Below are 24,967 nucleotides of genomic sequence, written 5' to 3' on the forward strand. Positions count from 1 at the left end.
TAATAAAAGGCAACCATGAATCAGGACAAGTTAAAACTCGAACTCGTTGACGCATTAGCGCTAACAAGCGAAGAACCGACAAAGGCTCAATTGATCGCTGAAAAAGCGATTATAAGAGCTCAGCGCAATGGTTGGGTGGGTGCTATGGCGTTAGCGAACTTGGTTATTGCCTGGAGTAGTGTTAAGCGGGATCTAGTGAGGCCCGCTTTAGAAGACTTTCATAAAGCCTTGGCGCTCTTTCGTGACTTAAACGACAGCGCTTACATTGCTCAATGTTACTTTGGCTTAGGTTTAGCTTATACAAGTCTTGGACAATATTCGCTCGCCTTGGAGCAGTATCGCAAAGCACTATCCGGCGAGCTAGCAGCCACTGATACTTTAAATCACGAAATTCATTTAGCTCTATCTAGCACGCTGATGAACATCAGTCGCTGGTCTGATGCTGAGCAAGAACTATTAGGTTTGCCAAGCCAAGCCGATCTAACTAATGCACAACTTGTACAGTATCAACTGCAGGTCTTGAGGTTGGCGTTTTATCGAGGCGATCAAAGAACGATTAAAGATCAAATTAAACTGTGTGAACAGCTAGTCGCCGACTATGAAGTAGATCACAGTCGGCTGGTAGTGGAATTCTATCGTGCTCGGTACGAACTGAAATTTGGTCGTTTTAAAACAGGTTACTCTCAACTTGAGCAATTGTGGATGAAAGGCCACGGTAGGAAGTTTTACTTTTTGCAATTCGAAGCTGCGCAAGATCTATTGCGATCTGACTACCCCAAAAAAGGAATATGGGCGCTTAATAACCTGTTGGAACTTGATCATATTCCCGGCACGCTAAGGCTAAAAATACATCAGCAATTAGCACATTTTTATGCCATACATCTTAGTTTTGAACTTGCAACCGCGCACCATCAAACTGCAGAAAAAGTTGCTAACCAAGTTCGAGACAGTGAAATTAACGAACAATGGGCACGCTTTAAGGTTGAAGAGCAACAGCAAACCTTACGTGACCAAATAGCCGTTGAAAAACATAACAACTCAGTGCTAGCAGAAAGTAATGCCATGTTGCAAGCGGTGAACCGCATCGCATTGGCCGTTAATGCAGCACTAGATTTTGAAATGCTAACACGTAATCTACGTGATCAGCTTGTGGGTTGGATAGATGTTTCTGTTATTGCAATTGGTGAAGTCAAAGGTGAGACTTTAGAATTTAAATGCATGATCGAAAACAATATCGTAATACCTCCTGAAACTCTTTATCTAACAGAGGAGAGATCTTGGTCTGTTCGTGCTGTTAACCAAGGGCGAATTTTGTATGAAAATGATTTTGTTTTAAAAAATGAAATTTTGATGACTAACCAAAGCAATGTTGTTCGATCAGTTGGCTTTGTGCCGTTAAAGTTTGAAAATAAAGTTATTGGTTTACTAACATTACAGTCGCACCAGCCAAATGTATTCGATATAAAAAGCATTTCCTTGCTTGAATACATTGCGCCTGTCGTGAGTATTGCATTTGCAAATTTAATCCACCTATATCGCAATATTGAATTAAGTGGAGAAGTCAGTCGACAAAAAGATGAGTTGCGAGATGTTCGCGATTTAATGGCTCACCTATCAGATCACGATGAGTTAACCGATTTGCCCAATAGGCAGAGCCTCAATGGGCACTTTAAGCGATGGCAGCCTCATGGGAATTTCCATTGTTTAATGATGTCTGTTACTAACTTATCTGAGTTAACAACTTTAGTCGGATATGGCACCGATGACGACATCATTAAAGTAATCGCAAAGCGACTAAATAATCGATTACGACCCGATGACCTATTGGTTCGAAGTACCGACGACCAGTTTGTACTGTTTATCGAGCGCATGAAAAGTGAAGAGGTCTTATTGGAGCTGGCCAACCAACTTAAAGTTTTATGCGAACAGCCGCTGCGCGCAAAAGATCAGACTATCAGTGCGAATATCGCCATAAGTCTAGTTTCATACCCAGACCATGGTGAGACGCTTGAAGAGTTAATGTCTATGGCCAGTGTATCTTTAAAGCATGCCATTGAATCTGAAAATGGATTGTTCTCTGTCGGTTGATATCGATGTTACTGAGTTAAAATGTTGTAACTCTTCAGCATTTCATTAGTGAGAGTTAAATCGGTATCCTTTGCTTGTTTATAGTAGAGCGCGAATGTCGATTTTTTATAAACACCCCGTTTTTCAAAGTACTCGCGGTCTTTCACTTGCTCCCTCGTAATTGTCCAGTCTGAACGGTAACCATTTTCATATCCACGCTGGTGATGAAAACTGAAACTTGCAGAATCAGCAGCCGTTCGTTTTGTACCGCCCATAAAAACAATTAAGCAATTTAGAGCGCATTGTTCTTCTACATGCGTATGGTATGGCTGCTTTGCTAAATATTCAGAAAGTTGACGAGCTTCATAAAGGTGGCCACCCGATAAATTTAACTCAATGGTGTCAATTGCCTTATTGCTTTTGAGCATGCTGGTAATGGTCTTCGCGCTGCCATAAGTTAAATAACCTGAAAGGCTCAGTTGATTATCATAGCCAATGACACTGTATGATTCTGATTCTTTCTTGAACGCGATATTCACCATGTTATTGAGCCCCGGCAAATAGTCTTTAAACTGCATTGTGCAATACCCAAAGGTGATAATTAAAGCTACTAACAGCCAAATGCCAGTTGTACGATCTTGAAATAAATGAATATGCTGCCATGTCGAGCGAACCGAGCCAATAAAGCTCCAAGGTAAGACCACCAAAAGTACAACTAAGCTGATCAGTAACCAAATACGAGTCGACAGAACAGGGTTTTCAATTACGCTGATAATCGACAGCATTGCAATGGCAAACTTTAGTAACAATAGAAGAGAAACAACATTGACCCAATAAGCCGTGCCTTGGGTTCTATCTCCTTGCCAATGTTGTTTTAGGTATTGAATGATCACTCTAGGTCCTTGAGATTTAGTGTGACTAGAGCGCTTAGCTACGCTCTGCTAGTTTTTGGGTTGCACGTTGGGCTGCCTTTAAAACTTGCGCAGGTGCTGTACCACCTAAATGATCACGCGCCGCGACAGAACCCTCTAAGGTAAGTACATCAAAAACATCTTCACCGATATCAGTCGAGAAGGTTTGTAGTTGTTCAAGGCTTAACTGCGCTAAGTCTTTCCCTTGCTCAATGCCGTAAGCGACAGATTGGCCAACAACCTCATGTGCATCTCGAAATGGTAAGCCTTTTTTCACTAAGTAATCTGCTAAGTCGGTTGCGGTGGAATAACCACGAGCAGCAGCTTCGTACATGACTTCTCGCTTAGCTTTTATGTTTGGAATCATATCGGCAAAGGCTCTTAAGCTGCCTGCTAATGTATCAACGGTATCAAAGAGTGGCTCTTTGTCTTCCTGATTGTCTTTGTTGTAGGCAAGCGGTTGAGATTTCATCAAAGTAAGAAGACTCATAAGATGGCCAAAGACGCGCCCAGATTTACCACGAACCAATTCAGGCACATCAGGGTTTTTCTTTTGCGGCATAATAGAAGAGCCCGTGCAGAAACGGTCGGGTAGCTCAATAAAGTTAAACTGAGCAGATGCCCACAACACTAATTCTTCTGACATACGCGATAAATGCATCATAATTAATGCACCTGCGTGGGTGAACTCAATGCCGAAATCACGATCCGATACAGAATCAAGTGAGTTTTCAGAAGCACGGTCAAAGCCTAATAGCTCAGCCGTACGTTCTCGGTTAATTGGGTAGGTTGTTCCTGCTAAAGCGGCAGCACCTAATGGCGACACATTAACGCGCTTACGGCAGTCTTGTAAGCGTTCAAAATCGCGCTGGAGCATTTCATTCCAAGCCAATAAATGATGGCCAAACGAAACTGGCTGCGCAGTTTGTAAGTGAGTAAAGCCCGGCATAATGGTGTTGGCTTCAGTGCTAGCTAATGCAATTAAACCTTGCTGTAAACGGGTAAGCTCAGTGCTAAGGAAATCAATTTCATCGCGAATATATAAACGAATATCGGTCGCAATTTGGTCGTTTCGGCTACGGCCAGTGTGAAGTTTTTTACCAACAGTGCCTATTTTGTCGGTTAAGGCTTTTTCAACATTCATGTGAATGTCTTCCAAGGCCACTGACCACTGAAGCGTGCCTGATTCAATATCAGCCTGAACGGCCTTTAAACCTTCAACTATTTGTTCTTTCTCTTGAACTGTCAACACGCCGACTTCACTCAACATGGTCGCATGGGCAACAGAGCCGGCGATATCTTGGCGATATAAGCGTTGGTCAAAGCCAATCGATGCGGTAAATTCAGCTACAAATGCATCGGTCGCTTCTGCAAAACGCCCGCCCCAAGCGGAGTTAGTATCGGTCATAATCAACTGTCCTAGTTTGAGAGAAAAGAGCCCCATTATAAGCGGCACAGCTACGCTGTCACCTCTAAATAAAGCAATACTGTTTTTAACCTATAAATCTGTGATTGTTTAGTTTAAACCGCCTTCAAAAATAAGTAATTCAACTTAACGAAGAGGTTATGAGGCTGCTCGCCTTGGCTCAAAGCGTGACCTACTATACATTAGTGATCTTTGCTTCAGTCTTTTGACTACAATTTTGAGATACTCGTGAGTATGAATAAAAAACATTTTCAACTGCCCGATCTATGCCAGACCACGAGTTTACTGTTGTTGATTTTAGTAACCGAGCTAGGTGTGCTTACGTGGGAGTTAATTAGCCCTGGCTTTATTTGGGCGCGCATGGGTTATCGAAGCTTAGTCATACAGTGGATGGTACTGCTTAGTGCCACTGCCTTGTGTCAAATGAAACCAATCCTGACCAAGCTAACGGTCACAGCTGGCTGGATATTGGCCTTTTCAGGCTCATTTATCATTAGCAGTGCGGTGCTGATTACAGGGCAAATAGTTGTCAGCGGCTTTGAGCGGATGGACGTTTGGCAGGTCACTCAACAGGTGATGGCTATTGCTATGATTACGGCAATGGTACTGCGTTACTTCCAATTGCAGCAGCACCTAATAGTACAAAACAAAGCAGAACTGAATTCCCGTCTAAATGCCTTGCAGGCTCGTATTAAGCCACATTTCTTGTTTAATAGTTTAAACACGATAGCGGAGCTGATAGCCACTAAACCAGAGGCTGCGGAAGTAGCGGTGCTAAACTTATCGAATTTGTTTCGGGCAAACCTAAAAGAAACCGAAGGGCTCAGCTCAATTCGCCAAGAAATAGACCTTATTCGAGGGTATTTAGGGATAGAGCAATGGCGTTTAGGCGAGCGCTTAACGGTGCACTGGCAGCTACCTGAACCCCTGCAAGATTGGCCAGTACCTGTGCTCTCTATTCAACCCATTGTTGAAAATGCCATCGTTCACGGCATTGCCGTCAGCGAAGTCGGGGGTGAACTGACGATTAAAGTTGAGCAAAATAAAACTCAAATGACGGTGACGGTGGTTAACACCGTAACCTCAAGCCAGGTGGTTTTCACCGGTCATGGCGTTGCCTTAGAGAATATTCGCCATCGCTTGGCGGTTATTTATGGTGATCAATCTAAACTGACGATTGATTCAACCGGTAATCACTACAAAGTAATACTTGTTTTTCCAGTGATGGGGGCACAATAAATGAGAATATTAGTGGTCGATGATGAGCCATTAGCACGTGAGCGGCTGTTGCGTTTTATTGAAGAGTTAGAATTGGTCGACAACGTGATAACAGCGAACAACGGCTTTGATGCCATTGAGAAAATCAAGTCGCAGGCTGTCGACATCGTTTTACTCGATATCAGAATGCCCGGCCAAAATGGTTTAGACGTTGCCCGAGCTATTCGGGAGTTTGAAGACCCACCTGCGGTTATCTTTTGTACTGCTTACGATGAACATGCTTTAGATGCATTTAAAGTCAATGCAGAGGCTTATTTGCTCAAACCCATTCAAAAAACTGAGTTTTTAGCCGCAATTGAACAGTGCCAAACCATTAACCGAGCCCAAAAGAACGCTTTAACAGCACAAGATGATATTCCAACCATTGTCGTGCAAAACGGAAGAGAAAAGGAGCGCGTACCACTCACCGATATCTACTATTTTCGAGCCGATCAAAAGTACGTATCTATGTTCTGTGTCGGTGGTGAACGGGTCTGCGATGAAAGCTTAAAAGCACTTGAAGAGCGTTTCCCACAGCAATTAATTAGAATACATCGCAATACGTTAGTGCCTAAAAGCCGTGTTCAGCGGCTAAGTCGAGACTCAAAAGGAGGCTACTGGCTACACTTACTCAATGTAGAATCACCTTTATCGGTAAGTCGACGCTACGCCCGCGAGCTTAAACCCCTATTCGACTCGTAACGGTTTTTCGTAACGTTGTGTAAAATTAAAAGCGTCAAAAACTGGCAAAATTGTGAATTTAGGCTATAACTCACTGATCGAATTTTAAAAGTGTCAAATCTAACACTTATTGTTTTTGCTCAGGAGCCTGAAAATATGACAGCACCAAAAACGGTAACACCCATTACACCAGAAGAACTCGCACGCACTCCTAAATGCCAAGAAGACGTACGCTCACAAATGGCCGATGAAATTGAATTGTTCCTAGCCAAAGGTGGAGCCGTCACCGAAGTGGAGCGCGGCTACCGAGCCGACCCCCCGAAAAAGCCAGAAAGCAAATATGGGTCGAGACCTATTTAAGGCAGAACGGTGCCCTTCGGGCATCCGCGAGCTTCGAGCTGCAAGCTGCGAGTAAGTTCCAAAAACAAGCTGCAAGTAAGTTCAAAAGATAGGTCAGAACGGTGCCCTTTGGGCATCCGCGAGTTTTGAGCTGCAAGCTGCAAGTAGATTCAAAAGACAAACCCATAAACACTCCCACTACTAAAAGTTTATCAGTACCTACTGTAGTGGGGTCATATCACCCGCAGCCCGCAGCCAATAACAATCCCCCTATTCACCCTCCCTATGCCAACAATTACTTTTATATATACGCTTTTTGAAATGTTTTTTAATTACCAAACCTGCCCATTTTTTATTAAATTTTCGTAACATAACAACATTGTTGTTGGTTAGGTTTGTCCGTATTTTCTGACAGAGTTGGTTTTAAGCTCGATTTTAGCGGCTTACAAAGAAACGCTATAAGCCTAGGTTTTAATAGATGCTTTACATATTAAAGGGGGTAGGAGTGTTGATGCGTGTCAATCTATAATACTGATGACGGTTGATATTGGGGCTATACTTTAATTGATTAAGCGCAATATTGATTCTTGGGTTGTTGGGCGTTACTGATAAGTTGTGTTGTTAAGTTTCAAGTTAGCGAAAAAGTAACGTTAGTTGTCAGTAAATTCTTGACGTTTTAGGGGTATTAAACACAAGGCCATTATCGTTACACTTGCCCTATAACTATGATCACCATCAACGGACAATCAATTTTTGCCGCCTCAGGCTAAAAAAGTATTTTATTTGAAAGGAAAGGAGAGTACCCATGAACGCCACCGCTCAATTTACTCATGTCGACATAAATAGTACGCAATTGTTAGAGCATGCTGTTCGTCGAGAAGAAGGCCGCTTTGCTGACAACGGCGCTTTTGTTGCCGTAACGGGTGCAAGAACGGGTCGATCTCCTAAAGACCGCTTTATTGTTGAGGATGCGTTAACAAAAGACACTGTAGCTTGGGGTGTTGTAAACCAGCCAATTTCTACAGACAAATTTAACGCACTTTGGAGCAGAGTGTCTGACTATGTGAATGCCCGTGAAAGGTTTGTTGGTCATTTAGAAGTAGGTTCAGCTAAAGAACATGTTTTGCCTATTAAAGTCACGACCGAATTAGCCTGGCACCAAGTTTTTGCTCGTAACATGTTCATCGTGCCTGAAACATGGAATGAAGCCAATGCACCAAGCTGGGAAGTGCTAAATGTCCCAAGCTTTGAATGTGACCCGCAGCGTGACGGTACCAACAGTGAATCAACAGTGATTGTTAACTTTGAGCAGCGTAAAGTTCTGGTGGCGGGGCTTTATTATGCAGGCGAGTTAAAGAAATCTATGTTTGCCGTGCAAAACTTCCTTCTTACAGATAAAGCAGTTCTACCTATGCATTGCTCTGCAAATATTGGTGATGATGGTAAGTCTGCCTTGTTCTTTGGTTTGTCCGGTACTGGCAAAACAACATTGAGCGCAGACCCTGAGCGTTTCTTGATTGGCGATGATGAACACGGCTGGGGTCCTGGTCAAGTGTTTAACTTTGAAGGCGGTTGCTACGCTAAAACAATCGACTTAACCCGTAAAAACGAACCAATGATTTACGATGCCATTAAATTTGGTGCTGTTTTAGAAAACGTAGTGATCGATGAAAATCGCAAGCCAGATTACGCCGATACCAGTTTAAGCCAAAATGGCCGAGTTGCTTACCCATTAACGCACATAGAAAAGCGTGAACTCAGCAATAAAGGCGGTGAGCCAACTGCCGTGGTATTTTTAACCTGTGATCTAAACGGCGTATTGCCGCCAGTTTCTAAGCTTAGCAAAGAAGCCGCAGCTTACTACTTCTTAAGCGGCTACACCGCATTAGTGGGTTCAACGGAAGTTGGCGAAGGCACCGGTATTAAATCTACTTTCTCTACCTGCTTTGGCGCGCCATTCTTCCCGCGTCCAGCTTCGGTATACGCGGACTTATTGATTGAGCGTATTGAAGGCACAGACGTTGAAGTCTACATGGTCAACACGGGTTGGACAGGTGGTCCGTTTGGCGAAGGCAAGCGTTTCGATATTCCAACCACTCGCGCCGTCGTCACCGCCATTACGAACGGTTCATTGAAGAACGTTGAAACAGAATACGTTGCAGAATTGAACTTAAATGTACCGGTAAAAGTTGAAGGCGTAGATACCAAGCTATTGAACCCTAAAAATACTTGGGCCGATAGCGCAGCATTTGAAGCACGAGCTAAAATGCTTGCTAAAGAGTTTGAAGAAAACTTCAAAAAATACGATGTCAAAGAAGCCATCGTGAAAGCAGGCCCAAAAGCCTAACACCTTTACCCCCTTAGATTTATTTGCCCGCCTCGTGCGGGCTTTTTTATGTCTGATATCACTGCTGTCCTAATGTTAAGAAGCGGCCCATTGCTTGGAATTCGGGTGTTTGAAACATGGATGTTTCAATCAAGTCCCCATGGACGGGTTTGTAGCGACCGAAATTTTAAGCAATGGGCCGCTGAAACCTACGTAAATTGAGAGAAATTTATGGCGCAGTTGTGGTTTGGTCTGTATTTGAGCTTTCAAATAAGAAAGCGATACCGCACAATTCCGTTATGCATGAATTTGACTTAATTAAGCAGTGTTTTGCCAATTGGCCGCAACAGCATGACGATGTTGCCGTCGGCATTGGGGACGACTGTCTCTTATGGATGGGAACCGGCCCATTAGTTATTTCGACCGATACCGCAGTAATTGGTCGGCATTTCCCTGCCTTTTCATCCCCAGAGCAAGTTGCGCAACGGGCTTTTTTGCCTGCCATCAGTGACTTGGCCGCAATGGGTGCCAGGCCAGCCTTTTTTACCTTGGCGCTGACGCTGCCGCAGGGTTTGAATCAAGAATGGGTTATTGCCTTTGCACAACGTCTAAAAGACTTGGCTAGTGAGGTGGGCTGTATGTTAGCCGGTGGCGATACCACCAAAGGCGACCAGCTAACCGTTACTATTAGTGTGCACGGCACCTGTGCTCACCCGTTTTTACGCAGCGGAGCCAATATTGACGATGATATCTGGGTGACAGGATATTTAGGGCAGGCAGCCGCGGCGTTACCCCATGTTTTGGCGCAAACAGAATCAGCACTGCCCAAAGCATGGCAGCAAGCCTATTGGCAACCCGAGCCCCCTGTTGGCTTAGCGCAACAGCTGGTGGGCATAGTGCACAGTGCAATGGATATTTCAGACGGGTTAGCAGGCGATGCCGTTCACTTGGCTAAGGCCAGTAGCGTAGACTTGGAAGTTGACCTGAGCGCGCTACCGCTAGATAAAGAGCTGTTGGCATTAGGTCAGCAGGGTTTGCAATACGCAGTCGCCGGTGGCGATGATTACCAGCTACTCTTTACTGCAGACCCGAGCGTTCGCCGAGAAATTGAGCAATTAAGTATTGAAAGTGGCGTAAAAGTTACAATAATCGGCTCAGTTCGTGAAGGCAATGGCCAAGTGCGCTGGTATGATAAAGAAAAATTAATAGATCTGCCTTGGCAGAGTTTTCAACACTTTTAGAGAGTAAGTTATGATTGAACCTTCCCTGCGTCGTTGGAATAACCATTGGGTACACTTTTTAGCCTTTGGTTTTGGCAGTGGTGCCGCACCGAAAGCCCCCGGCACTTTTGGTACCCTAATGGCAATACCGCTATATTTATTGTTAGCGCAATTGCCATTGTGGGCGTACGTTGTTGCTCTAGTTGTCAGTTTTGCTGTGGGCATTTATTTATGCGAACAAGCCTCGAAAGATATGGGCGTGCACGATCACGGAGGCATTGTTTGGGATGAGTTCGTTGGCTTTTGGATCGCCATGACGGCACTGCCTTTTCATTGGGCGTGGATACTTGCGGGTTTTGTGTTGTTTCGTATATTTGATATTTTAAAGCCTTGGCCAATAAGTTGGTTAGATAAGCGAGTTCATGGCGGTTTAGGCATTATGATCGATGATGTGTTGGCCGGTCTTTTTGCATTAATTATTTTACAGCTCGCCAACCATTGGTGGTTTTAGCGTGTTGTTAGTATAATTAAACCGTAACTTTCAGAACTAGAGCCTGAGTCGGTGCTAAAGCTTAAAGTAGGCGACACCAGCAAAGGCTCTTGTGCTAAATAATCTAACAACCAACGCCAGCTATCAAAATAGGGCGAAGGTTTACCTACCTTTAGTTGTATTTCACAAGCTTGCTCACTGCAAAACAAATTTTCTATCGAGAAGTTGGGCGTAGTTTCCTCTTTTTTGGCCATTAACCTGTCTAGCGCAGCATAGAGCGCATCATTTTGATTGTACTGTTCAGGCTGTAGCATAATTTCAAAGCGCGCTTGTACGATGGTCATGTTTTTTCTAGGCTGTTGCTGCAAAGCCTGGTTAAGTTCAGTAAAGCTATTTAACGAGTGTGGGTAAGCAAGTAAAGACGTTATATCGGCGGCAAGCTCATAATCGGTTTTCTGAGGTGCTAGCGCATTGGCTTCTAACGAAGATTCAATCATTAAATCTAATTTGTCAATTTTATTCGAGAGTTGCTCTTTTTGTTGTTCTATCGTCAGTAACAGTTGGGACTCACTGGTTTTATAAACTTGCATTTCACTCATGAGAGCTCTAGCCCGCCCTTCAACAATGCGATGCGCTTCATCGAGCTTTAAATAAGTATTCTCTGCCAGTTTGAGTTCGGTTTTTATATCGCTGCTGTCATCGAGTAATTCTATTCTTTGCTCTAGTGCATCATCACTGGCTAAGTAGTGCTGATCGGCATTGGGTCGTACTCGCCAATGCACTGCTAAGGTTAAAATAAAACCAATAATGAAGCTGGTTAGCGCCAACGAGATGCCAAGTAACAGTGAACGGTTCATCGATTCACCTTAAAATACCAAACACCAATATGACGGCCATTGCCACGATACTCATGCGCACTTTGGTCATCTATTAAGTCAAACCAAGGCTGTTGGCTGACTTCGTCTTTTAAAGCAGCCATACCATCGTAGTAGGGGTCTTGCCACTGATGACTAAGGTGAACCGCGCAGGTTTCACGATGACATTCAAGCGTGAACTGTTGTATTTTATGTTGTGTTAAAAACAGCCGTAACGTCGGCTCGTACAAGGCCGCAATAGAGGCATCGCGTGGTTGGGCAATAAAATCATTGTGCGCACGTGCAAGCTCACCACCTACCTGACGAATAAAATCATTATGGATAGATGGGAAAGTAAATAAACTTTCGCTGTTAGCCAAAGGGACATAATTAGCATTTTTTTGCGCACTGTTGTATTGGCTGTGTTTTCGAACCAGCTCAATATAAAGTTCTAAGCGATCATCGAAACTCTGCTGTGTTTTTTCAGCAAAAGCATAGCGGTATTCATTTATTTGGGTTTCTAATGGCGCAAGGTAATCTTCAATGGCTTTTTTCTTGAGTGCGAGAGTCTTAGTTTTACTTTCTAGATAGCTCACACGTTGAGCATAAATAGCCTCTTGTATGGCTAAGTTTTTTTCTGTATTGGGTTTTAACGCTTGTTGTATTTCTAGATTAAAAAACTCTCTATCGGAATGGATAGAAACATCGAGATTGGTGACCAAGGTGTTTGCAGTCAATACGCCCAAAATCAAGCAGCTCATAAAAATAATTAAATATTTTAAAGAGCTGCGTTGTGTTCGAACCATTACTGACGACCAAACATTTTGCCGTAACCTAGCTCCTCTAAATGAGCTTGTAGGTAAGCCTCTATGTCTTTGGTGTTGGAAAAATCTTTCACATGCTCCAGTAGCGTTTTGCAGTCTTGGGTGTCTGCGTGACGTACCAACCATTTAATAATTGGGAGTTTAAAGGCAGACATACTCAAAGTGCGAATACCCATACCCATAAGTAAGAGTACAGCCTTAGGGTCGGATGCCATTTCCCCGCACACACTCAAACCAATGTTTAATCGTTTGCATTCTTTGGCAATTAAATGGATTGCGTCAATCACCGCCGGATGATTATGGCTATATAAATGCGATACCCGAGCGTTGTTACGATCTACCGCTAACAAATATTGGGTTAAGTCATTAGAGCCAATGGAAACAAAATCTATTAAATCGCGCAGCTTAGGCAGCATCCAAATAACGGCCGGTACTTCCGCCATTATACCAATGGCTGGCTTATGTACCGGGTGATCTTCTTCTTTAAGCTGACGTACGGCTTCATCAACTAAACGATGAATACTGATTAGCTCATCTTCATTGCTGAGCATAGGCACCATAATTTGTAAGTTATCGAGACCTATGTTCGCCAGTAACATGGCACGTATTTGATCAAGTTGAATATTGCGATAATCTAACGCAAAACGAATGCCTCGCCAGCCCAAAAAAGGATTATCTTCTTGGATAGGGAAATAGGGTAGTGCTTTATCACCGCCGACATCGAGAGTGCGCATTATCACCGGCTTAGGCGCATAGGCATTTAACACGCCACGATAAATTTTGACCTGCTCTTCTTCGGTCGGAAAGGTATCGTGCACCATAAATGGAATTTCAGACCGGTAAAGACCAATGCCTTCTGAGCCGCGCTCTAAACCTGGAGAAATGTCAGCCAATAATCCAGTGTTGCAAAATAAACGTACCGTTTCGCCATTGATGGATTCGGCCGGTAAGTCTTTTAAGTGGGCAAGGTTGGCTTGGCGGGCTTTCTCAAGCTTAATTAGCTTTTGGTATTCGGCGATAATCGCTTCGGGTGGGTTGGCTATTAACACACCTAAATTACCATCTAAAATGATATCGCTGCCGTGCAAATCATCTAGGTTTTTTTCATCTAAGCCAACCACCGCCGGAATACCTAAGGCATTGGCCAGTACCGACGTATGCGACAGAGAAGAGCCTTGGCTACTGGCGACCCCCGCGATCCATTTCGCATCAACTTTGGCAAAATGTTCAACAGTGATGTTTTGGCCAATCAGGACAATAGGCTCATCGGTTTCGATAACTTCGGGTTCTAAATTTTGTAATTGACGATAAATACGTATTGCCAACACACGTAAATCATCGGCACGAGCCTTTAAATAAGGGTCTTCCATTGCATCGAAGACGGCAATTTGCTTCAGCATAGAGCGTTTTAAAGCAGTACTGGCGCTGACCCCAGCCAACAGTTCGCTTTCCATGCCTTGGCTGAGCTCAGGGCTAATCAATAACAAACGATAAACTTCCATCAAGGCATTTAAGGTATCGCTGCCTTGGTAGTTAAGGGTATCGCCGTCTAAATCTTCACGGGTTGATTGCAAGGCATCGGCAATGCGAGAGCGTTCAAACTCTAAGCCTGAGCCTGGGCGTTCTGGAATGTTTTCGAGCGAGAGCTCATCTTTAACTACCCAACCTTTAGCAATGCAAACCCCAGCCGCCCCATTAATACCGCGTAAACGGCGAATATTGCTGGATTCGCCTTGGGTGTCTATATCGAGCAGCTTCTGTAAGTTACCAGACAAACTAGCAACCAAATGCGCGCCCATGGTCACTAAAAAGGCTTCTTCTTCATCGGTAAAGCGGCGTGTCTCTTTCACCTGGACCACAAGCACACCTAAGGTATTGCCTAGGTGGATCATGGGAACGCCTAAATAGCCTTTATAGTGCTCCTCACCAGAGGCAGCGAAGTACTTAAACTTAGGATGATCTTCGGCGTCAGGTAGGTTTAATAAGTGTTGGCGCAAAGCAATGGTGCCCACCAAACCATCCCCAACCGCCATTTTAATATTGCCCACAGCCCCATCGGTTAAGCCCTCGGTGGCTGTTAAGGTAAGGTGATGTTCGGCATCCATTAAATAGAGGCTGCACACATCGGCCTTTAAGGCAGAACGAATACGCTGCACAATAAGCTGAACCAGCTCTTGTGTATTACCGGCTTGGGCAGATTCTTGCAGTATTTTTTTTGCAACCAGTAAAGGCTTTAGCATAACCGTTTCAACGTGGGGAGTTAGCCTCGATTGTACCGCTTATCACAAAAGTGGCAATATTTTCGCAAGCGTAGCAGCGCCTAAAATTCAATCATTCTTCATAAAGCAGACACAAATCAAAGAACACCGTTTGCGGCAAAGCGCCGAACAGTCTACATCTCAGAAAACTAAGCCCACAGACCAAGCTACAAAGGAAAACACCAATATAATTGTATAAAAAACAAACGAAGACGCTGAAAAAAGTTCATATAAATCAATAAGGTGGCTAGACTTGGCTCATCACGCAGGTATAATGCGTGCCTCTGTAAGGGCCTTTAGCTCAGTTGGTTAGAGCATACGACTCATAATCGTCAGGTCCGCGGTTCAAGTCCGCGAAGGCCCACCATTTTTTTACTAAGTAAATCAATGACTTACAGACTTTAAGGGAAGCAGTGAAAATTGGGTGTGTCCACATTTTGTCCACACCTAAAATTTTCAAGCTTTGTTTTCCAGCCTAGATACACGTTTATCTAGCTGATAAATCGCGTAGGCTATTACGATCAAAGCACCATCGGCACCCGTTGACATTAACTCCTGAATTATTAAAAGCTCACTCATCAGCTAACACCTGATCGTCATAAATTTCTGCTACTACGTCAGCAATCACGCCCTTTGCTGGCCCCGGCAAATTAAGGCCAGTTATCGCAGTCACTACCGTAATGCCAACTATGGCAATCATACGAACCGTTTTCTTTTTAAACTTTTTCACGCCCAAGCCCTCTCTACTGAAAAATATTCTTGATTGTATCCAACCATCACACCCGACCACGAAGCCGAATTAGGCCGAACGTCAACATGAAAACCAGCGCTTGGCTTCCAGTCTGGATACACACCCACGCCACCAAAAATCCGTTTGGCCACTTCAAAGTATTCTTTTAAATCTTCAACCGTTGCACCCGGAAACATAATGTCAGCGGCTTGAACTTCACCCCACTTTGTCACATTGTGCCGACTCGTACCCGCACCCACACGACCCAGCGCACCCATTGCCGGGCTAATCATTACAGGACGCCCAATTTCATGCCGGAATTGATCAAGCTTTAAAAGCAAGTCAATTGACATCAGCGGCCACCAAGTACCAAATTCAATTGGTTTAAAATATTTCAAATCAACATTACGCATTTTTAATCCATACCCCAGTGCATAAAGGCCACCGATCACGGCGGCAACCTTCAATGTTTTCATTCGACTTGCTCAACATCAGCCCGAACATAATCAGGCATCAAAACAAAATCTCCTTTTACTACGCAGCCAGATAACAGCACTACAACAAAGACCAAACAACCAGACTTAAACATACTCACACCCACCTCTGAACTGCTAGAATCCTTTGCTTAGTATTATCTGAATTAAACACCCAAATTCTACCGTCAGAAAAATATCGCGCTGAAAAGCCCGAAAACCCCCCGACATAAGTAGTCCTACCCGTAACCCTCATCAACAATTGAGTCATACCACCAACTATTGTCACTATATAAAACCCATCATCTAAATTTGCCAGCGTCACCTCTGTAGAATCACCAGACCAAACCGTCTGCAACGACTGCCCAAAACCAATTTTCGAGTTTATACTCGTGTTAATTGAAGAAATAACCGATTGCAATCCATCAACACTAGCAACATCAACTTTTGAATTAATACTCAACGACCCCATCAACTCACCTCCAGCACATAAACAACACCAGAGCCATACAACGGAATTTCACCCTCAATATCTAAGTCAATAGTCGCGCTTGCAGGTAATGGTAAACCGGAATTCTCAACACCGCCTACCCAGATCAAACCAGTATTAGCCGCATCAGTTAAAAGTGTCACTCGCTTTCGTCCCGTCGCGGCCGCGATTGTTTTTACTTCTGCCGTTAGTGTCATTTTTGGCAGACCAACAATACTAGAACCCGACTTCACACCTACAACTGGCTCATTATTAATTGCAACAGAACTTGACGGGCTAATTAAATCAGCGCCGCCCGTTTCCATTATTACCAATTGCACAACGTTGACAGCGTTATGGTCATTTATAACAACAACACTTTTCACGGTTTCAGGTATTACGGCAAGCTCGCCAAGCTCTAACGGAATACGTTCACGACCTGTATCAATAAAGACGGGCCCAGAAGCTTTTCTCAACTTTACTTTTTTTAAGTCGCCGCCCACTGGTATTTTTCCGCCTAGTGGAATAATAAAATCCTGTACTCTCATTTTTTACCCCACGCCATAAACCCGAAAGTTATTACCAAACCACCCACCAACATCATTCCGATTTTTTCAATTGACTTTGACGTTGTTGCATTTTCGCTTGCAGATAATCGTTCCACTGCACCCAAGGAACTTGCATAACCGCCGGCTATTTGTTCCATTGCATTTTCATTAGAACTTGCAACCGATTCAAAAACACCGTTGGCAAAGTCAAATGCGGTATCAGTCGTTTTTGCAACGTGACCCATTGACGTTTCAGACAAGCTTTCCATGTGCCCCAGCGCATCACTGGCTAAGTCGAAAGCGCCACCGTCAACCATGGTTACATCGCCACCCGCACGGATAGCCCCATCACCTAACTCAGCTTCATTATGAACATCTGTAAATTGCCGCTGGTCATAATTGTTTGTGACGCTCGAATCAACCTCGGTTGTACTCTTACTAGATAAAAGACCCATTATTTACGCCCCATCAAATAAAAGCCGCCAACGCCCAAAAGAGCCAAACCAATCAATGCCGGAACAGACATTACCCCGCCCGATCCTTGATTAAATGTAAGCTGTGCGCCGGATATTCGACCCCCGTCAACATCAAACCGATTCGAGCCCGACACGTCACCCGTTTCAGCACCGGCACTGATCGACATATCACGGCCGCTTGCTAAATCTAAACCCGGTATATTCATCAAACCCCCTTTTTAACCGCTACATAGGCAGCCGCGCCAATCAGCGCAGCCCCCGCGATTTTTAGAGCGCCGTTGCCAACCTCCTCGACACCTTCACCCGCCTTATCAACACCAAGACCCGCAAACAGTACAGAGACACCGCCAGCAACTAACCACCACGCCACAACAGGCATTACTTCATAAACTTTGCCGCTAACGTCAAAGCCCCCACGACAACACCCGCCGCAGTCCAATTGATGCCACTGCCCGAAGGTGTGACCCCATTTGTGCCCGGTATAGCGTCTTTTTCTTGCTCTACGGCTTCATCGTCACCGACAAAATATTCTTTTACATCACCCGCTTTATCAGAGACATAATCAAATGCTTTTTCGCCAGAATCGGTTACTTTATCAACCGCAGTATTTACCCATCCAAAGAACGACATATAGCCCCCTTATTATCGACGGCCCGTTGCTTTACGCTTGGCCACTGGCGCAGCTTTAGCCGACCAATTAGCCGCGAACGGTTCTAGTCGCTCGATTAGCACTTCAATGTTACCCGCGCCGCCAGTTTCAATTTTAAAATTTAGCGCATTGGCTTGTGTTGAAAACGCATCTTTCAACGGAAAGCCTTCACGCACTGGATCGAAAACGTACTTGATACCCGCTGTATCATCGACATCACAATCAGCGCCGTAGCTACCGTGAATTAGCCGCGCGCGATCTTTGCTTAATTCCCAGACCTTTGCAGAATCACGGATAATTTCTAACCCGTTAATTGCGAAAGGTGCCATGAAGTAAACCTTCAACAAACGAGAACCACGCTGCATACTTGTAAAATCAACTTTACCCGCCGCAGCCGATGGAACAGTCAAACGCTCGAACTTTCGTACAACAGAACGCATACCCGGAAAGCCACGCGTTTCTGAAAACGCAGATAACACAGGCGCAACTGCACTAGATTTTATTTTCACATCGAGAACGCAGTTATCACCCGGCCCCACAACCAAACCCGTCACACGTTGCGTACCGTCATACAATGCGTCACGCAATTGCAAAGGCAGTTCAACATATTCATTTGTCTGATCAACTGGACGGTGACCTTTGCGGTATTGAATCGCTTCAATTTCTGCCACAGTCATGCGCGGCAAAATTTCCTCACCATTCAGTTTTAGCGTGATGTGTTCAATATCAGCTTTTAAAGCCGATTCGATATAAATTGAGTCGTACGTGACACCCGGCTCAATAACCAAGTTCGCCGTTTGACCCGGCCCAACTGCTGAAAATGAATTCAGCTCAATAATATTACGCATTGGTTTTTTTCCTCTCTACCAACCTAAAACCATTAAATTTTTTACCGCTGGTTTAGAACCAACCACGGTCACCTAGAACGTCATTCACTTGATCAACGTTGTTTGTCATCCACACGACAGCCGCGGCTGAAACCAGTGATATTAATAACGCTTTTTGCGTGCCCTTATTCATACAAGACCCTTCTTAATTAATTAAATGAGCCGAAGCCCGAACGTACCAACAAATCGACCCCTCGATTTAGGTGTACAGATAACCAGATTGAATGAATAAAGGCGACCTAATAGCCGTACGTACGTACGTACAGAAAACAGGCCAAAACAGGGTTTTAGGGCACAAAAAAACCGCTAAAGAGCGGTTTAGGTGACTGGCCGTTTTGCAATATGGGCTTTATAAACCCCGCGCCGCTCAAACATAATGCAGTCGTGATAAGGTGAACTTCTCAGTTTTAAAATTTCTTGTACGTGTATATCGGTTTCTTTAGCTAAGTATTCAGCGTCACCCGTACGGGCCATGTGTCCGATCCATATGCCGTTATGGTTTCCTATTAGCGTTTTATCAATTTCGGGCGGCCTCTGCGCCCCAGCGCGGATTTTTAAGCCAAACTTACGCCCAAGGTTAATGATGTTGTTCCAATGCTCTGGGGCTTTCGCTGGCGAGGTCACACCGGATAACTCATCTACAATTAGATAACACTCTTGACGCGCATCAGCTAACGCAAACACCCATTTGCACCACTTTTCAAAATTGGCTTTACCGGGGGCCTGATATGCAATGCGAATATTGCCACGCTGTTTACTCAACGCCATGAATTCACGCCAGCTTGTGACACCCTTAAAACTTTTGTCTGTACTTGTGACCGAGCCCGCCGGATCAAAAGCCAAAGCCCGTTTACCAGGCGGTACACTTTTCAACATTGAATAAGTTTTACCCGAACCCGAAGCACCAAAAAAGGCTTTAATATCTGCTTTTAGGTTGTCGTTAATTCTACTCATCATTGGCCGCCTTTGTTGCTACTACTGAATTTTTTTCTTTTGCTTTGTTACTGGCGTTCATCATGCCTGTTTTGATCATTCTAGGCCCAACCATCATAGCGGTAACTAATGCCAAATTACCCGCTGGCCCTAAACGCTCGAACCACTTGATATAATGATCGGCACATTGTGCCAATGCCACACCTAAACGCTCTCGATCATCACGGCGTAAATTCCAATGATCACCAAACTTTTTAGAGGCCATATTAAAACCGATAGCGGTTATCATGGCGGCGTTTTCTGCAATGACAGGGTCATAGGGCCACTCACTAGGCGGCGGCCCGTTATCAGCATTGCTGGCTTGCTCATCGTTGGCGGCTTCAGCTTGCATTGATTCAAGTTGATCAATATCACCAAATTCGACTTGTTCCGCTTCCATTAGCTGGCCCCCCATTGATCTAACCAATCATCTTGTTTTTCTGGTGACTCATCGTTTACCGCTGGCTCATCTTTAACGGCGGGCGCGATTGGCTTCACTTCTGCCAACGCTGGCAATGATTCACACCATTCACGATAGGCCGCACCGCGACCATTCCACGCACCACAACGACCGCATGATAGAAACGAATCGCCAACCCGATTTTTTCTAACCACCGCCCGACCCTTACAAGCTGGACACTGCACTTTTTTTTCTTCCATACTACCCCCGATAGGTCTCTAACTGTTCTAAGCGTTCCGCTACATCACGAAGAATGCTTAGAATATCTGTTGATATATCACGCGACACCATCGCCGCATTTTTTACGGTCTCAATATGGCCGGAAAAATCCATTACATGGTTTTTCTCTCCACGCTCTGCGATCCGTTCTAATTCGTTTATGTGGCTTTCTAAGCCCTCGATTTTTTCTTCCAAAATTTCACCCCGTACAGTTAGTGACACAAGTCCAAGGCTACGCCGGGCGATGCCCGACCTAGCAATAAATCCGCCCCCATAGGGGCGATAACAAACGGCGGTGCTACCGCCTTACGTTGCAACGTCCAATAGTGCGGCCGCGTGCAATACTTCTTTTTATTTACTTCCAAACCCGTTGGGGCGATCACTGGCAGACCATAACGACCCGGTATTATTCGCCGCGCCGGATATTCAATTAACTTAGTGCCTTCATCATTCCAATTCATGCGAATGACGTTAGCGACTCTATGATCACAGATAATTTTAAATTTAGTTGGATCGGCAGAATGAATCAGACAAAACGAGGCCCAAGCCTCTGCCGCATCTTCCTGTTCGGTTTGGTCAAATAGGCGGGTTAAAAACTCGTCACGCTCGTATTCACGGCCCGTCTTTGCAGCGGTGGCCGCTTCTCGTTCCTGCACTTGATACAATCTGCGCAATTCACGCCACAAGCCCACAGGTGCGCCGCCGAACTGTTGAAACTGACGCACACCGTGAACAGATGCCCAAGCCACAACGCGCTTAGCGTTATCTTTTAAATCACCGCCGCCGTCAAAGTCCTCTAGACCTTCTACCCCGTAGCCGTCGATGTTTTTTGAGATGTATTTAGCGATATATCCAGCGGCTGAATATTCACGACCCGTTTCCTCGTTAATTCCTTCTCTAATTGGCTCAGTCGTGAATCGGTGTTTATTTGCACCGTGTTCATTTGGGCTATCCTTGAGCGCGTGCTTTCGTCCAACACTTGCCACTGGCCCCAATACCAACTTTCCAGCTTTGCGATTCTGTTTTCCATCATCAACGGCAGAATCACACACAGAAACGTGACTACTATCAACGTATACAACAAGATGCCAATGAGGACACCCATCGGCGTGCGGTTCAGCAATCCGAAACCCAAACCAATCAATATCATTGCGCTTAAGCTCAGAACGTATGCGCGCCCAAACGGTTGATAAATATTGTTGAGCTTCTCTAACAGTAGGTCGATTGGCTTCAACCCAGTTTTTATTTTCGACAGCATAACTTTTACCTCTTTTGGTTTTTCTTGATGTAGTAGGGTGAAAACGTGACGGACATGTAATAGTCCAGAACTCCGCTTTATACCCTTTTAAATCCGCTAGAATGTCGAACCCACGTAAACGGGTCATCAATTCCGCGCGGCGTATTGCACGGTTGGCAGTGCCTTTCATTGCAATTTCGTGTAAGTCGTAAACGTCACCTGCATCGTTTTCGACCTCTGTACTTTTCATAAATTCGTAGTTTTGAAACTGGCGTTTTTTCCAATGTTTGAAAGCGTAATTTGATATGTATGGCGCTCTAACTTTTTTAACATGACCCAAGGCACGAGCCACTTCATCAATCAATCTAATATGCTGTTTACGCCATTGCTTGAACCACCAATCCTTATTAGTCACGCGCAGTAAATCGGCCAATACTTCATTGTTTGGCTGTTCAGTATCAATAGGTTCTAAATTGTGGTGTTTTAGAATTTCATTTACTTCAACCTGGCATTGATAAAACTCAAAAAAGCCATAGAAGGTAAAAGGGTTAACGGCTATCGAATCACAAGCACGTTGCAACCAATCGGTAGGCACTTCACCCGTATAATAACTTGATAAAATGGATTCTATTTTTTCTGCTTTTTGTTCACAGTAATCACTAGCGCTATCGTCATCAGCTTGCCATTTTAAATTGCCAAATTTACTTTTATTTGAAATGTTTTCGGCCAGCTTTGCCATGTGCCTAATCTGTACATTACGAATTGCATCATCAGACATACGAACACCTGATATTTCATTTTCTACGTCAGCTTGTACAGACTCAGGCGCAAAAAAACGCTTGGCCGTTAGCACATCAGCGGCTAACGCTCCAAACGCTTCACGGTGTATTGATTGAAATTTGTTTTCAGCTTGGCTATGGCTTAATCGCATTTACTAATCAATCCACGGCTCATAATTTCTATTTAGATATTCGGCAGATATTATCCATTGATCACCACAAAGCGATTCAACCAAAAAATCTCCCTCTTCAAATGTCATAATATGACCGCGTTCTGAGTGATACGAACCAGAGCCTTTTAATTGAACAACAGAAACAGGCTCTCGCTTTTTTACAAACTGCTGCCTAGGGCAACTAATAATTTTATCAGTCATCACACACCACCCATCACCGGATAAGAGACTTTAGCCAGTCGCGCCATTTCGTTTTTTATTTGCTCGCGCACACCTTCTGAAATTTGCAACCACTTACGCTTAGCCACTGCATTGCGTTCACTAGGGGTAGGGCATTTTGTTGGGTACTTCTCAAACACCATGGCAACCAACGCAGCTTTTAAAAACTTTGATTCATAAGCCCACCAACGCGATTCTTTTTCCAGTCTACGTGCCCTTACAGCGTCACTACTAAACGCATCAATTCTAAGCTCGGCTATTTTTTCAGCGCATACAGTCATTTTTTTAATACTCCCTAGCTATGGCTTGAGTAATCAAAAGCGCATTATTAACGTAATATTTGGAGTTTTCTTTTTCGCGTGGTGCGACTGGTAACTGGCCGCGCTTGCATTGCTGTTTTACTGATTCACTGGTTTGACCAGTGCGCTTTGCGAACTCTTCAACTGATATATATCCAGCGTCAACCTGTACGGTCACGCTGATTCTGTTTTTGTTCAGGGTCATTGTGGTATCCTCGCTTGATCTCGTTTGATCTAGATTGATCTACTAAAAAGGCCTCGTAAGAGGACTTTCACGGCCAAATATAAGGCCTCATAAGAGGCCCGTCAAGGATTACACATGAATTTTAGCGAACGACTGAAAACAATCTGCAATGAAACAGGCCTAAACCTTAAGCAAATCAGCGACTTAAGTGGCATTGCCTACAGCTCAATAAAAAAATATGGACAGGGCGAAAGAACCCCTAAAATTGATCAAATCAAGCGAATCTCATCTATTCCAGCTCTTGAACCATACAAAGAGCTATTACTTGATCAAACCGAACTGTCAGCCGAAGATTCAGAAATTATGCTTTTGGTAGGTCGCCTACGAGCCCAAGGGAAAGAGGGCGAAGTGATCCAGATTTTACGCGACCTGCAAGACGAAGGCGGCGTATAGCCTCGTCTTTTTTGTGACGTGGTAGGTTGATTATTTTTTGTTCTAACGAGTCATTTTTATTCATACTGTATATGTAACCAGTATTCAAAGAGGTTTACAAGCCGCATGATCAAGAAAACTGACCATGGCTATTTAGTCGACATTCGCCCATCTGGGCGCAACGGCAAGCGTTACCGTAAAATACTATCCACAAAACAAGAGGCGACCAAATACGAGCGTTTCATGAAGGGCACATATGGACTTGTTGAAGAATGGGAACAAGTGGACGACAAACGCAGACTAAGCGATTTAGCCACGCTATGGTGGGAGGCACACGGCAAACACCTTAAAAGCGGCAAGATACGCAAAGGCGAAATTGACAGAGCCATTGAAACGTTAGGCGACCCCAAAGCAACGGACTTTACCGCTAAAGATTTCGTCAACTTCAGAACGGAACGCCTATCTAGCGTTGGGGCCAACATGGTTAACCATGATCTAGCCAACTTACGCGCCATTTTTAATGAGCTAAAACGCATGGGCCAATGGGAACCACCAAACCCACTTCAAGGCATACGGCGCATAAAAATAGATGAACCTGAACTATCATATTTAGACGAGCCAGAAATAAAAGCACTGTTAGCAGAGCTTGATAAATACCCAACCAGTCACGCACGTATTACAGCGCGTGTATGCTTGGCAACTGGTACACGATGGGGCGAAGCGGCCACCATCAAAGCCAGCCAAATCAGACACGGAAAATTACACTTAAGCGGCACCAAGAATGGCAAAAATAGAAGCATCCCAATATCAACCGATCTACAAGAAATGGTACTAAATGCGGCCCCATTAGTAGACGGTAATAACACTTTTAAACGAGCTGTAAAAAAGCTTGATTTCACATTCCCACGCGGCCAGTTAACCCACATTTTGCGGCACACGTTCGCCAGCCACTTTATGATTAACGGCGGTAATATAATTACGCTACAACGAATTTTAGGCCATGGTACATTGGCTATGACCGTTCGTTATGCTCATTTGTCGCCCGACCACCTAACCGAAGTACTCGAACTTAACCCGCTCACGAAAGTGTCCACATAGTGTCCACACA

Annotated in this window: 31 protein-coding genes and 1 tRNA gene; 10 read left to right on the plus strand and 22 right to left on the minus strand. The window is 44.4% G+C overall.

What is annotated here, in order from left to right; all coding sequences use genetic code 11:
- Positions 1–15 precede the first annotated feature (15 nt).
- Complete coding sequence (locus ACI882_RS07855) at positions 16–2,088, plus strand: diguanylate cyclase domain-containing protein (protein WP_411743816.1); 2,073 nt, start codon at positions 16–18, stop codon at positions 2,086–2,088.
- A gap of 8 nt (positions 2,089–2,096) precedes the next feature.
- Here ACI882_RS07855 and ACI882_RS07860 read toward each other — a convergent pair whose 3' ends face one another.
- Both ACI882_RS07860 and argH read right to left on the minus strand, forming a co-directional pair.
- Positions 2,097–2,960: a hypothetical protein gene (locus tag ACI882_RS07860; RefSeq protein ID WP_411743815.1), complete on the minus strand. Its 864-nt coding sequence runs from the start codon at positions 2,958–2,960 to the stop codon at positions 2,097–2,099.
- 34 nt (positions 2,961–2,994) lie between these two features.
- Positions 2,995–4,386, minus strand: a complete 1,392-nt coding sequence (gene argH, locus ACI882_RS07865) for an argininosuccinate lyase (protein WP_411743814.1) — start codon at positions 4,384–4,386, stop codon at positions 2,995–2,997.
- Positions 4,387–4,638: 252 nt separating this feature from the next.
- On the opposite strand from argH, the gene ACI882_RS07870 reads away from it, so the two are divergent.
- The 6 genes from ACI882_RS07870 to ACI882_RS07895 all read left to right on the plus strand — a co-directional run bounded on the left by ACI882_RS07870 (position 4,639) and on the right by ACI882_RS07895 (position 10,738).
- On the plus strand, positions 4,639–5,643 hold the full coding sequence (locus ACI882_RS07870; RefSeq protein WP_411743813.1) for a sensor histidine kinase: 1,005 nt from the start codon (positions 4,639–4,641) through the stop codon (positions 5,641–5,643).
- A complete protein-coding gene (locus tag ACI882_RS07875; protein ID WP_411743812.1) occupies positions 5,644–6,363 on the plus strand; it encodes a LytR/AlgR family response regulator transcription factor in 720 nt (239 codons plus the stop codon). It abuts the gene before it with no gap.
- Between the two features lie 135 nt (positions 6,364–6,498).
- The gene (locus tag ACI882_RS07880; RefSeq protein WP_411743811.1) at positions 6,499–6,702 is read left to right on the plus strand and encodes a hypothetical protein; all 204 of its coding nucleotides are present in this window, start codon (positions 6,499–6,501) and stop codon (positions 6,700–6,702) included.
- Positions 6,703–7,486: 784 nt separating this feature from the next.
- Positions 7,487–9,028: a phosphoenolpyruvate carboxykinase gene (locus tag ACI882_RS07885; protein WP_411743810.1), complete on the plus strand. Its 1,542-nt coding sequence runs from the start codon at positions 7,487–7,489 to the stop codon at positions 9,026–9,028.
- Positions 9,029–9,249: 221 nt separating this feature from the next.
- The gene (gene thiL, locus ACI882_RS07890; protein ID WP_411743809.1) at positions 9,250–10,248 is read left to right on the plus strand and encodes a thiamine-phosphate kinase; all 999 of its coding nucleotides are present in this window, start codon (positions 9,250–9,252) and stop codon (positions 10,246–10,248) included.
- A 10-nt stretch (positions 10,249–10,258) separates the two neighbouring features.
- Positions 10,259–10,738: a phosphatidylglycerophosphatase A gene (locus ACI882_RS07895; protein ID WP_411743808.1), complete on the plus strand. Its 480-nt coding sequence runs from the start codon at positions 10,259–10,261 to the stop codon at positions 10,736–10,738.
- Here the strand turns inward: ACI882_RS07895 and ACI882_RS07900 are convergent.
- From ACI882_RS07900 to ptsP, 3 genes are read right to left on the minus strand one after another with little or no spacing between them, the layout of a single operon-like run.
- Positions 10,735–11,574 carry a hypothetical protein gene (locus tag ACI882_RS07900; protein WP_411743807.1) on the minus strand — a complete coding sequence of 280 codons (840 nt, stop codon included), beginning with the start codon at positions 11,572–11,574 and terminating at the stop codon, positions 10,735–10,737. The genes ACI882_RS07895 and ACI882_RS07900 overlap by 4 nt on opposite strands.
- Positions 11,571–12,377 carry a hypothetical protein gene (locus tag ACI882_RS07905; protein ID WP_411743806.1) on the minus strand — a complete coding sequence of 269 codons (807 nt, stop codon included), beginning with the start codon at positions 12,375–12,377 and terminating at the stop codon, positions 11,571–11,573. The genes ACI882_RS07900 and ACI882_RS07905 overlap by 4 nt, the downstream gene beginning before the upstream one ends.
- On the minus strand, positions 12,377–14,635 hold the full coding sequence (gene ptsP / locus ACI882_RS07910) for a phosphoenolpyruvate--protein phosphotransferase (protein ID WP_411743805.1): 2,259 nt from the start codon (positions 14,633–14,635) through the stop codon (positions 12,377–12,379). The genes ACI882_RS07905 and ptsP overlap by 1 nt, the downstream gene beginning before the upstream one ends.
- A 308-nt stretch (positions 14,636–14,943) precedes the next feature.
- Here ptsP and ACI882_RS07915 point away from each other — a divergent pair.
- Positions 14,944–15,020: transfer RNA gene (locus ACI882_RS07915), tRNA-Ile, on the plus strand.
- Positions 15,021–15,109: 89 nt separating this feature from the next.
- On the opposite strand, the gene ACI882_RS07920 is transcribed toward ACI882_RS07915, so the two are convergent.
- The 17 genes from ACI882_RS07920 to ACI882_RS08000 all read right to left on the minus strand — a co-directional run bounded on the left by ACI882_RS07920 (position 15,110) and on the right by ACI882_RS08000 (position 23,448).
- Positions 15,110–15,232: a hypothetical protein gene (locus ACI882_RS07920; RefSeq protein ID WP_411743804.1), complete on the minus strand. Its 123-nt coding sequence runs from the start codon at positions 15,230–15,232 to the stop codon at positions 15,110–15,112.
- Positions 15,225–15,383, minus strand: coding sequence for a hypothetical protein (locus ACI882_RS07925; RefSeq protein ID WP_411743803.1), 159 nt, complete (start codon positions 15,381–15,383; stop codon positions 15,225–15,227). The genes ACI882_RS07920 and ACI882_RS07925 overlap by 8 nt, the downstream gene beginning before the upstream one ends.
- The gene (locus ACI882_RS07930) at positions 15,380–15,859 is read right to left on the minus strand and encodes a hypothetical protein (protein ID WP_411743802.1); all 480 of its coding nucleotides are present in this window, start codon (positions 15,857–15,859) and stop codon (positions 15,380–15,382) included. Before ACI882_RS07930 ends, ACI882_RS07925 begins: the two co-directional genes overlap by 4 nt.
- A 468-nt stretch (positions 15,860–16,327) precedes the next feature.
- A complete protein-coding gene (locus ACI882_RS07935; RefSeq protein ID WP_411743801.1) occupies positions 16,328–16,873 on the minus strand; it encodes a hypothetical protein in 546 nt (181 codons plus the stop codon).
- Complete coding sequence (locus tag ACI882_RS07940) at positions 16,870–17,328, minus strand: hypothetical protein (RefSeq protein WP_411743800.1); 459 nt, start codon at positions 17,326–17,328, stop codon at positions 16,870–16,872. Before ACI882_RS07940 ends, ACI882_RS07935 begins: the two co-directional genes overlap by 4 nt.
- On the minus strand, positions 17,328–17,555 hold the full coding sequence (locus ACI882_RS07945; protein WP_411743799.1) for a hypothetical protein: 228 nt from the start codon (positions 17,553–17,555) through the stop codon (positions 17,328–17,330). Before ACI882_RS07945 ends, ACI882_RS07940 begins: the two co-directional genes overlap by 1 nt.
- Positions 17,555–17,719 carry a hypothetical protein gene (locus tag ACI882_RS07950; RefSeq protein WP_411743798.1) on the minus strand — a complete coding sequence of 55 codons (165 nt, stop codon included), beginning with the start codon at positions 17,717–17,719 and terminating at the stop codon, positions 17,555–17,557. The genes ACI882_RS07945 and ACI882_RS07950 overlap by 1 nt, the downstream gene beginning before the upstream one ends.
- An 8-nt stretch (positions 17,720–17,727) precedes the next feature.
- The gene (locus ACI882_RS07955; protein WP_411743797.1) at positions 17,728–17,979 is read right to left on the minus strand and encodes a hypothetical protein; all 252 of its coding nucleotides are present in this window, start codon (positions 17,977–17,979) and stop codon (positions 17,728–17,730) included.
- A gap of 12 nt (positions 17,980–17,991) precedes the next feature.
- Positions 17,992–18,846 (minus strand): major capsid protein P2, encoded by an 855-nt coding sequence (locus ACI882_RS07960; RefSeq protein ID WP_411743796.1) that lies wholly within the window; start codon positions 18,844–18,846, stop codon positions 17,992–17,994.
- A gap of 357 nt (positions 18,847–19,203) precedes the next feature.
- Complete coding sequence (locus ACI882_RS07965; RefSeq protein ID WP_411746471.1) at positions 19,204–19,842, minus strand: hypothetical protein; 639 nt, start codon at positions 19,840–19,842, stop codon at positions 19,204–19,206.
- Positions 19,832–20,257, minus strand: coding sequence for a hypothetical protein (locus ACI882_RS07970; protein ID WP_411746470.1), 426 nt, complete (start codon positions 20,255–20,257; stop codon positions 19,832–19,834). Before ACI882_RS07970 ends, ACI882_RS07965 begins: the two co-directional genes overlap by 11 nt.
- A complete protein-coding gene (locus ACI882_RS07975; RefSeq protein ID WP_411746469.1) occupies positions 20,257–20,517 on the minus strand; it encodes a hypothetical protein in 261 nt (86 codons plus the stop codon). Before ACI882_RS07975 ends, ACI882_RS07970 begins: the two co-directional genes overlap by 1 nt.
- Before the next feature lies 1 nt (position 20,518).
- Positions 20,519–20,758 (minus strand): hypothetical protein, encoded by a 240-nt coding sequence (locus ACI882_RS07980; RefSeq protein ID WP_411746468.1) that lies wholly within the window; start codon positions 20,756–20,758, stop codon positions 20,519–20,521.
- A complete protein-coding gene (locus tag ACI882_RS07985; protein WP_411746467.1) occupies positions 20,749–22,704 on the minus strand; it encodes a replication endonuclease in 1,956 nt (651 codons plus the stop codon). The genes ACI882_RS07980 and ACI882_RS07985 overlap by 10 nt, the downstream gene beginning before the upstream one ends.
- Positions 22,705–22,707: 3 nt before the next feature.
- The gene (locus ACI882_RS07990; protein WP_411746466.1) at positions 22,708–22,926 is read right to left on the minus strand and encodes a hypothetical protein; all 219 of its coding nucleotides are present in this window, start codon (positions 22,924–22,926) and stop codon (positions 22,708–22,710) included.
- Positions 22,926–23,225, minus strand: a complete 300-nt coding sequence (locus tag ACI882_RS07995) for a hypothetical protein (protein ID WP_411746465.1) — start codon at positions 23,223–23,225, stop codon at positions 22,926–22,928. Before ACI882_RS07995 ends, ACI882_RS07990 begins: the two co-directional genes overlap by 1 nt.
- A gap of 4 nt (positions 23,226–23,229) precedes the next feature.
- Entirely contained in the window at positions 23,230–23,448 is a 219-nt protein-coding gene (locus tag ACI882_RS08000) for a hypothetical protein (protein WP_411746464.1), read from the minus strand.
- A 114-nt stretch (positions 23,449–23,562) separates the two neighbouring features.
- Here ACI882_RS08000 and ACI882_RS08005 point away from each other — a divergent pair, with 114 nt between their 5' ends.
- Together ACI882_RS08005 and ACI882_RS08010 are read left to right on the plus strand one after the other, a co-directional pair.
- Positions 23,563–23,880 carry a helix-turn-helix domain-containing protein gene (locus ACI882_RS08005; RefSeq protein WP_411746463.1) on the plus strand — a complete coding sequence of 106 codons (318 nt, stop codon included), beginning with the start codon at positions 23,563–23,565 and terminating at the stop codon, positions 23,878–23,880.
- 105 nt (positions 23,881–23,985) lie between these two features.
- Complete coding sequence (locus ACI882_RS08010; protein ID WP_411746462.1) at positions 23,986–24,957, plus strand: tyrosine-type recombinase/integrase; 972 nt, start codon at positions 23,986–23,988, stop codon at positions 24,955–24,957.
- Positions 24,958–24,967 lie beyond the last annotated feature (10 nt).

Origin of the sequence: Reinekea sp., assembly GCF_046710285.1 — a bacterium.
Taxonomy (GTDB): domain Bacteria; phylum Pseudomonadota; class Gammaproteobacteria; order Pseudomonadales; family Natronospirillaceae; genus Reinekea.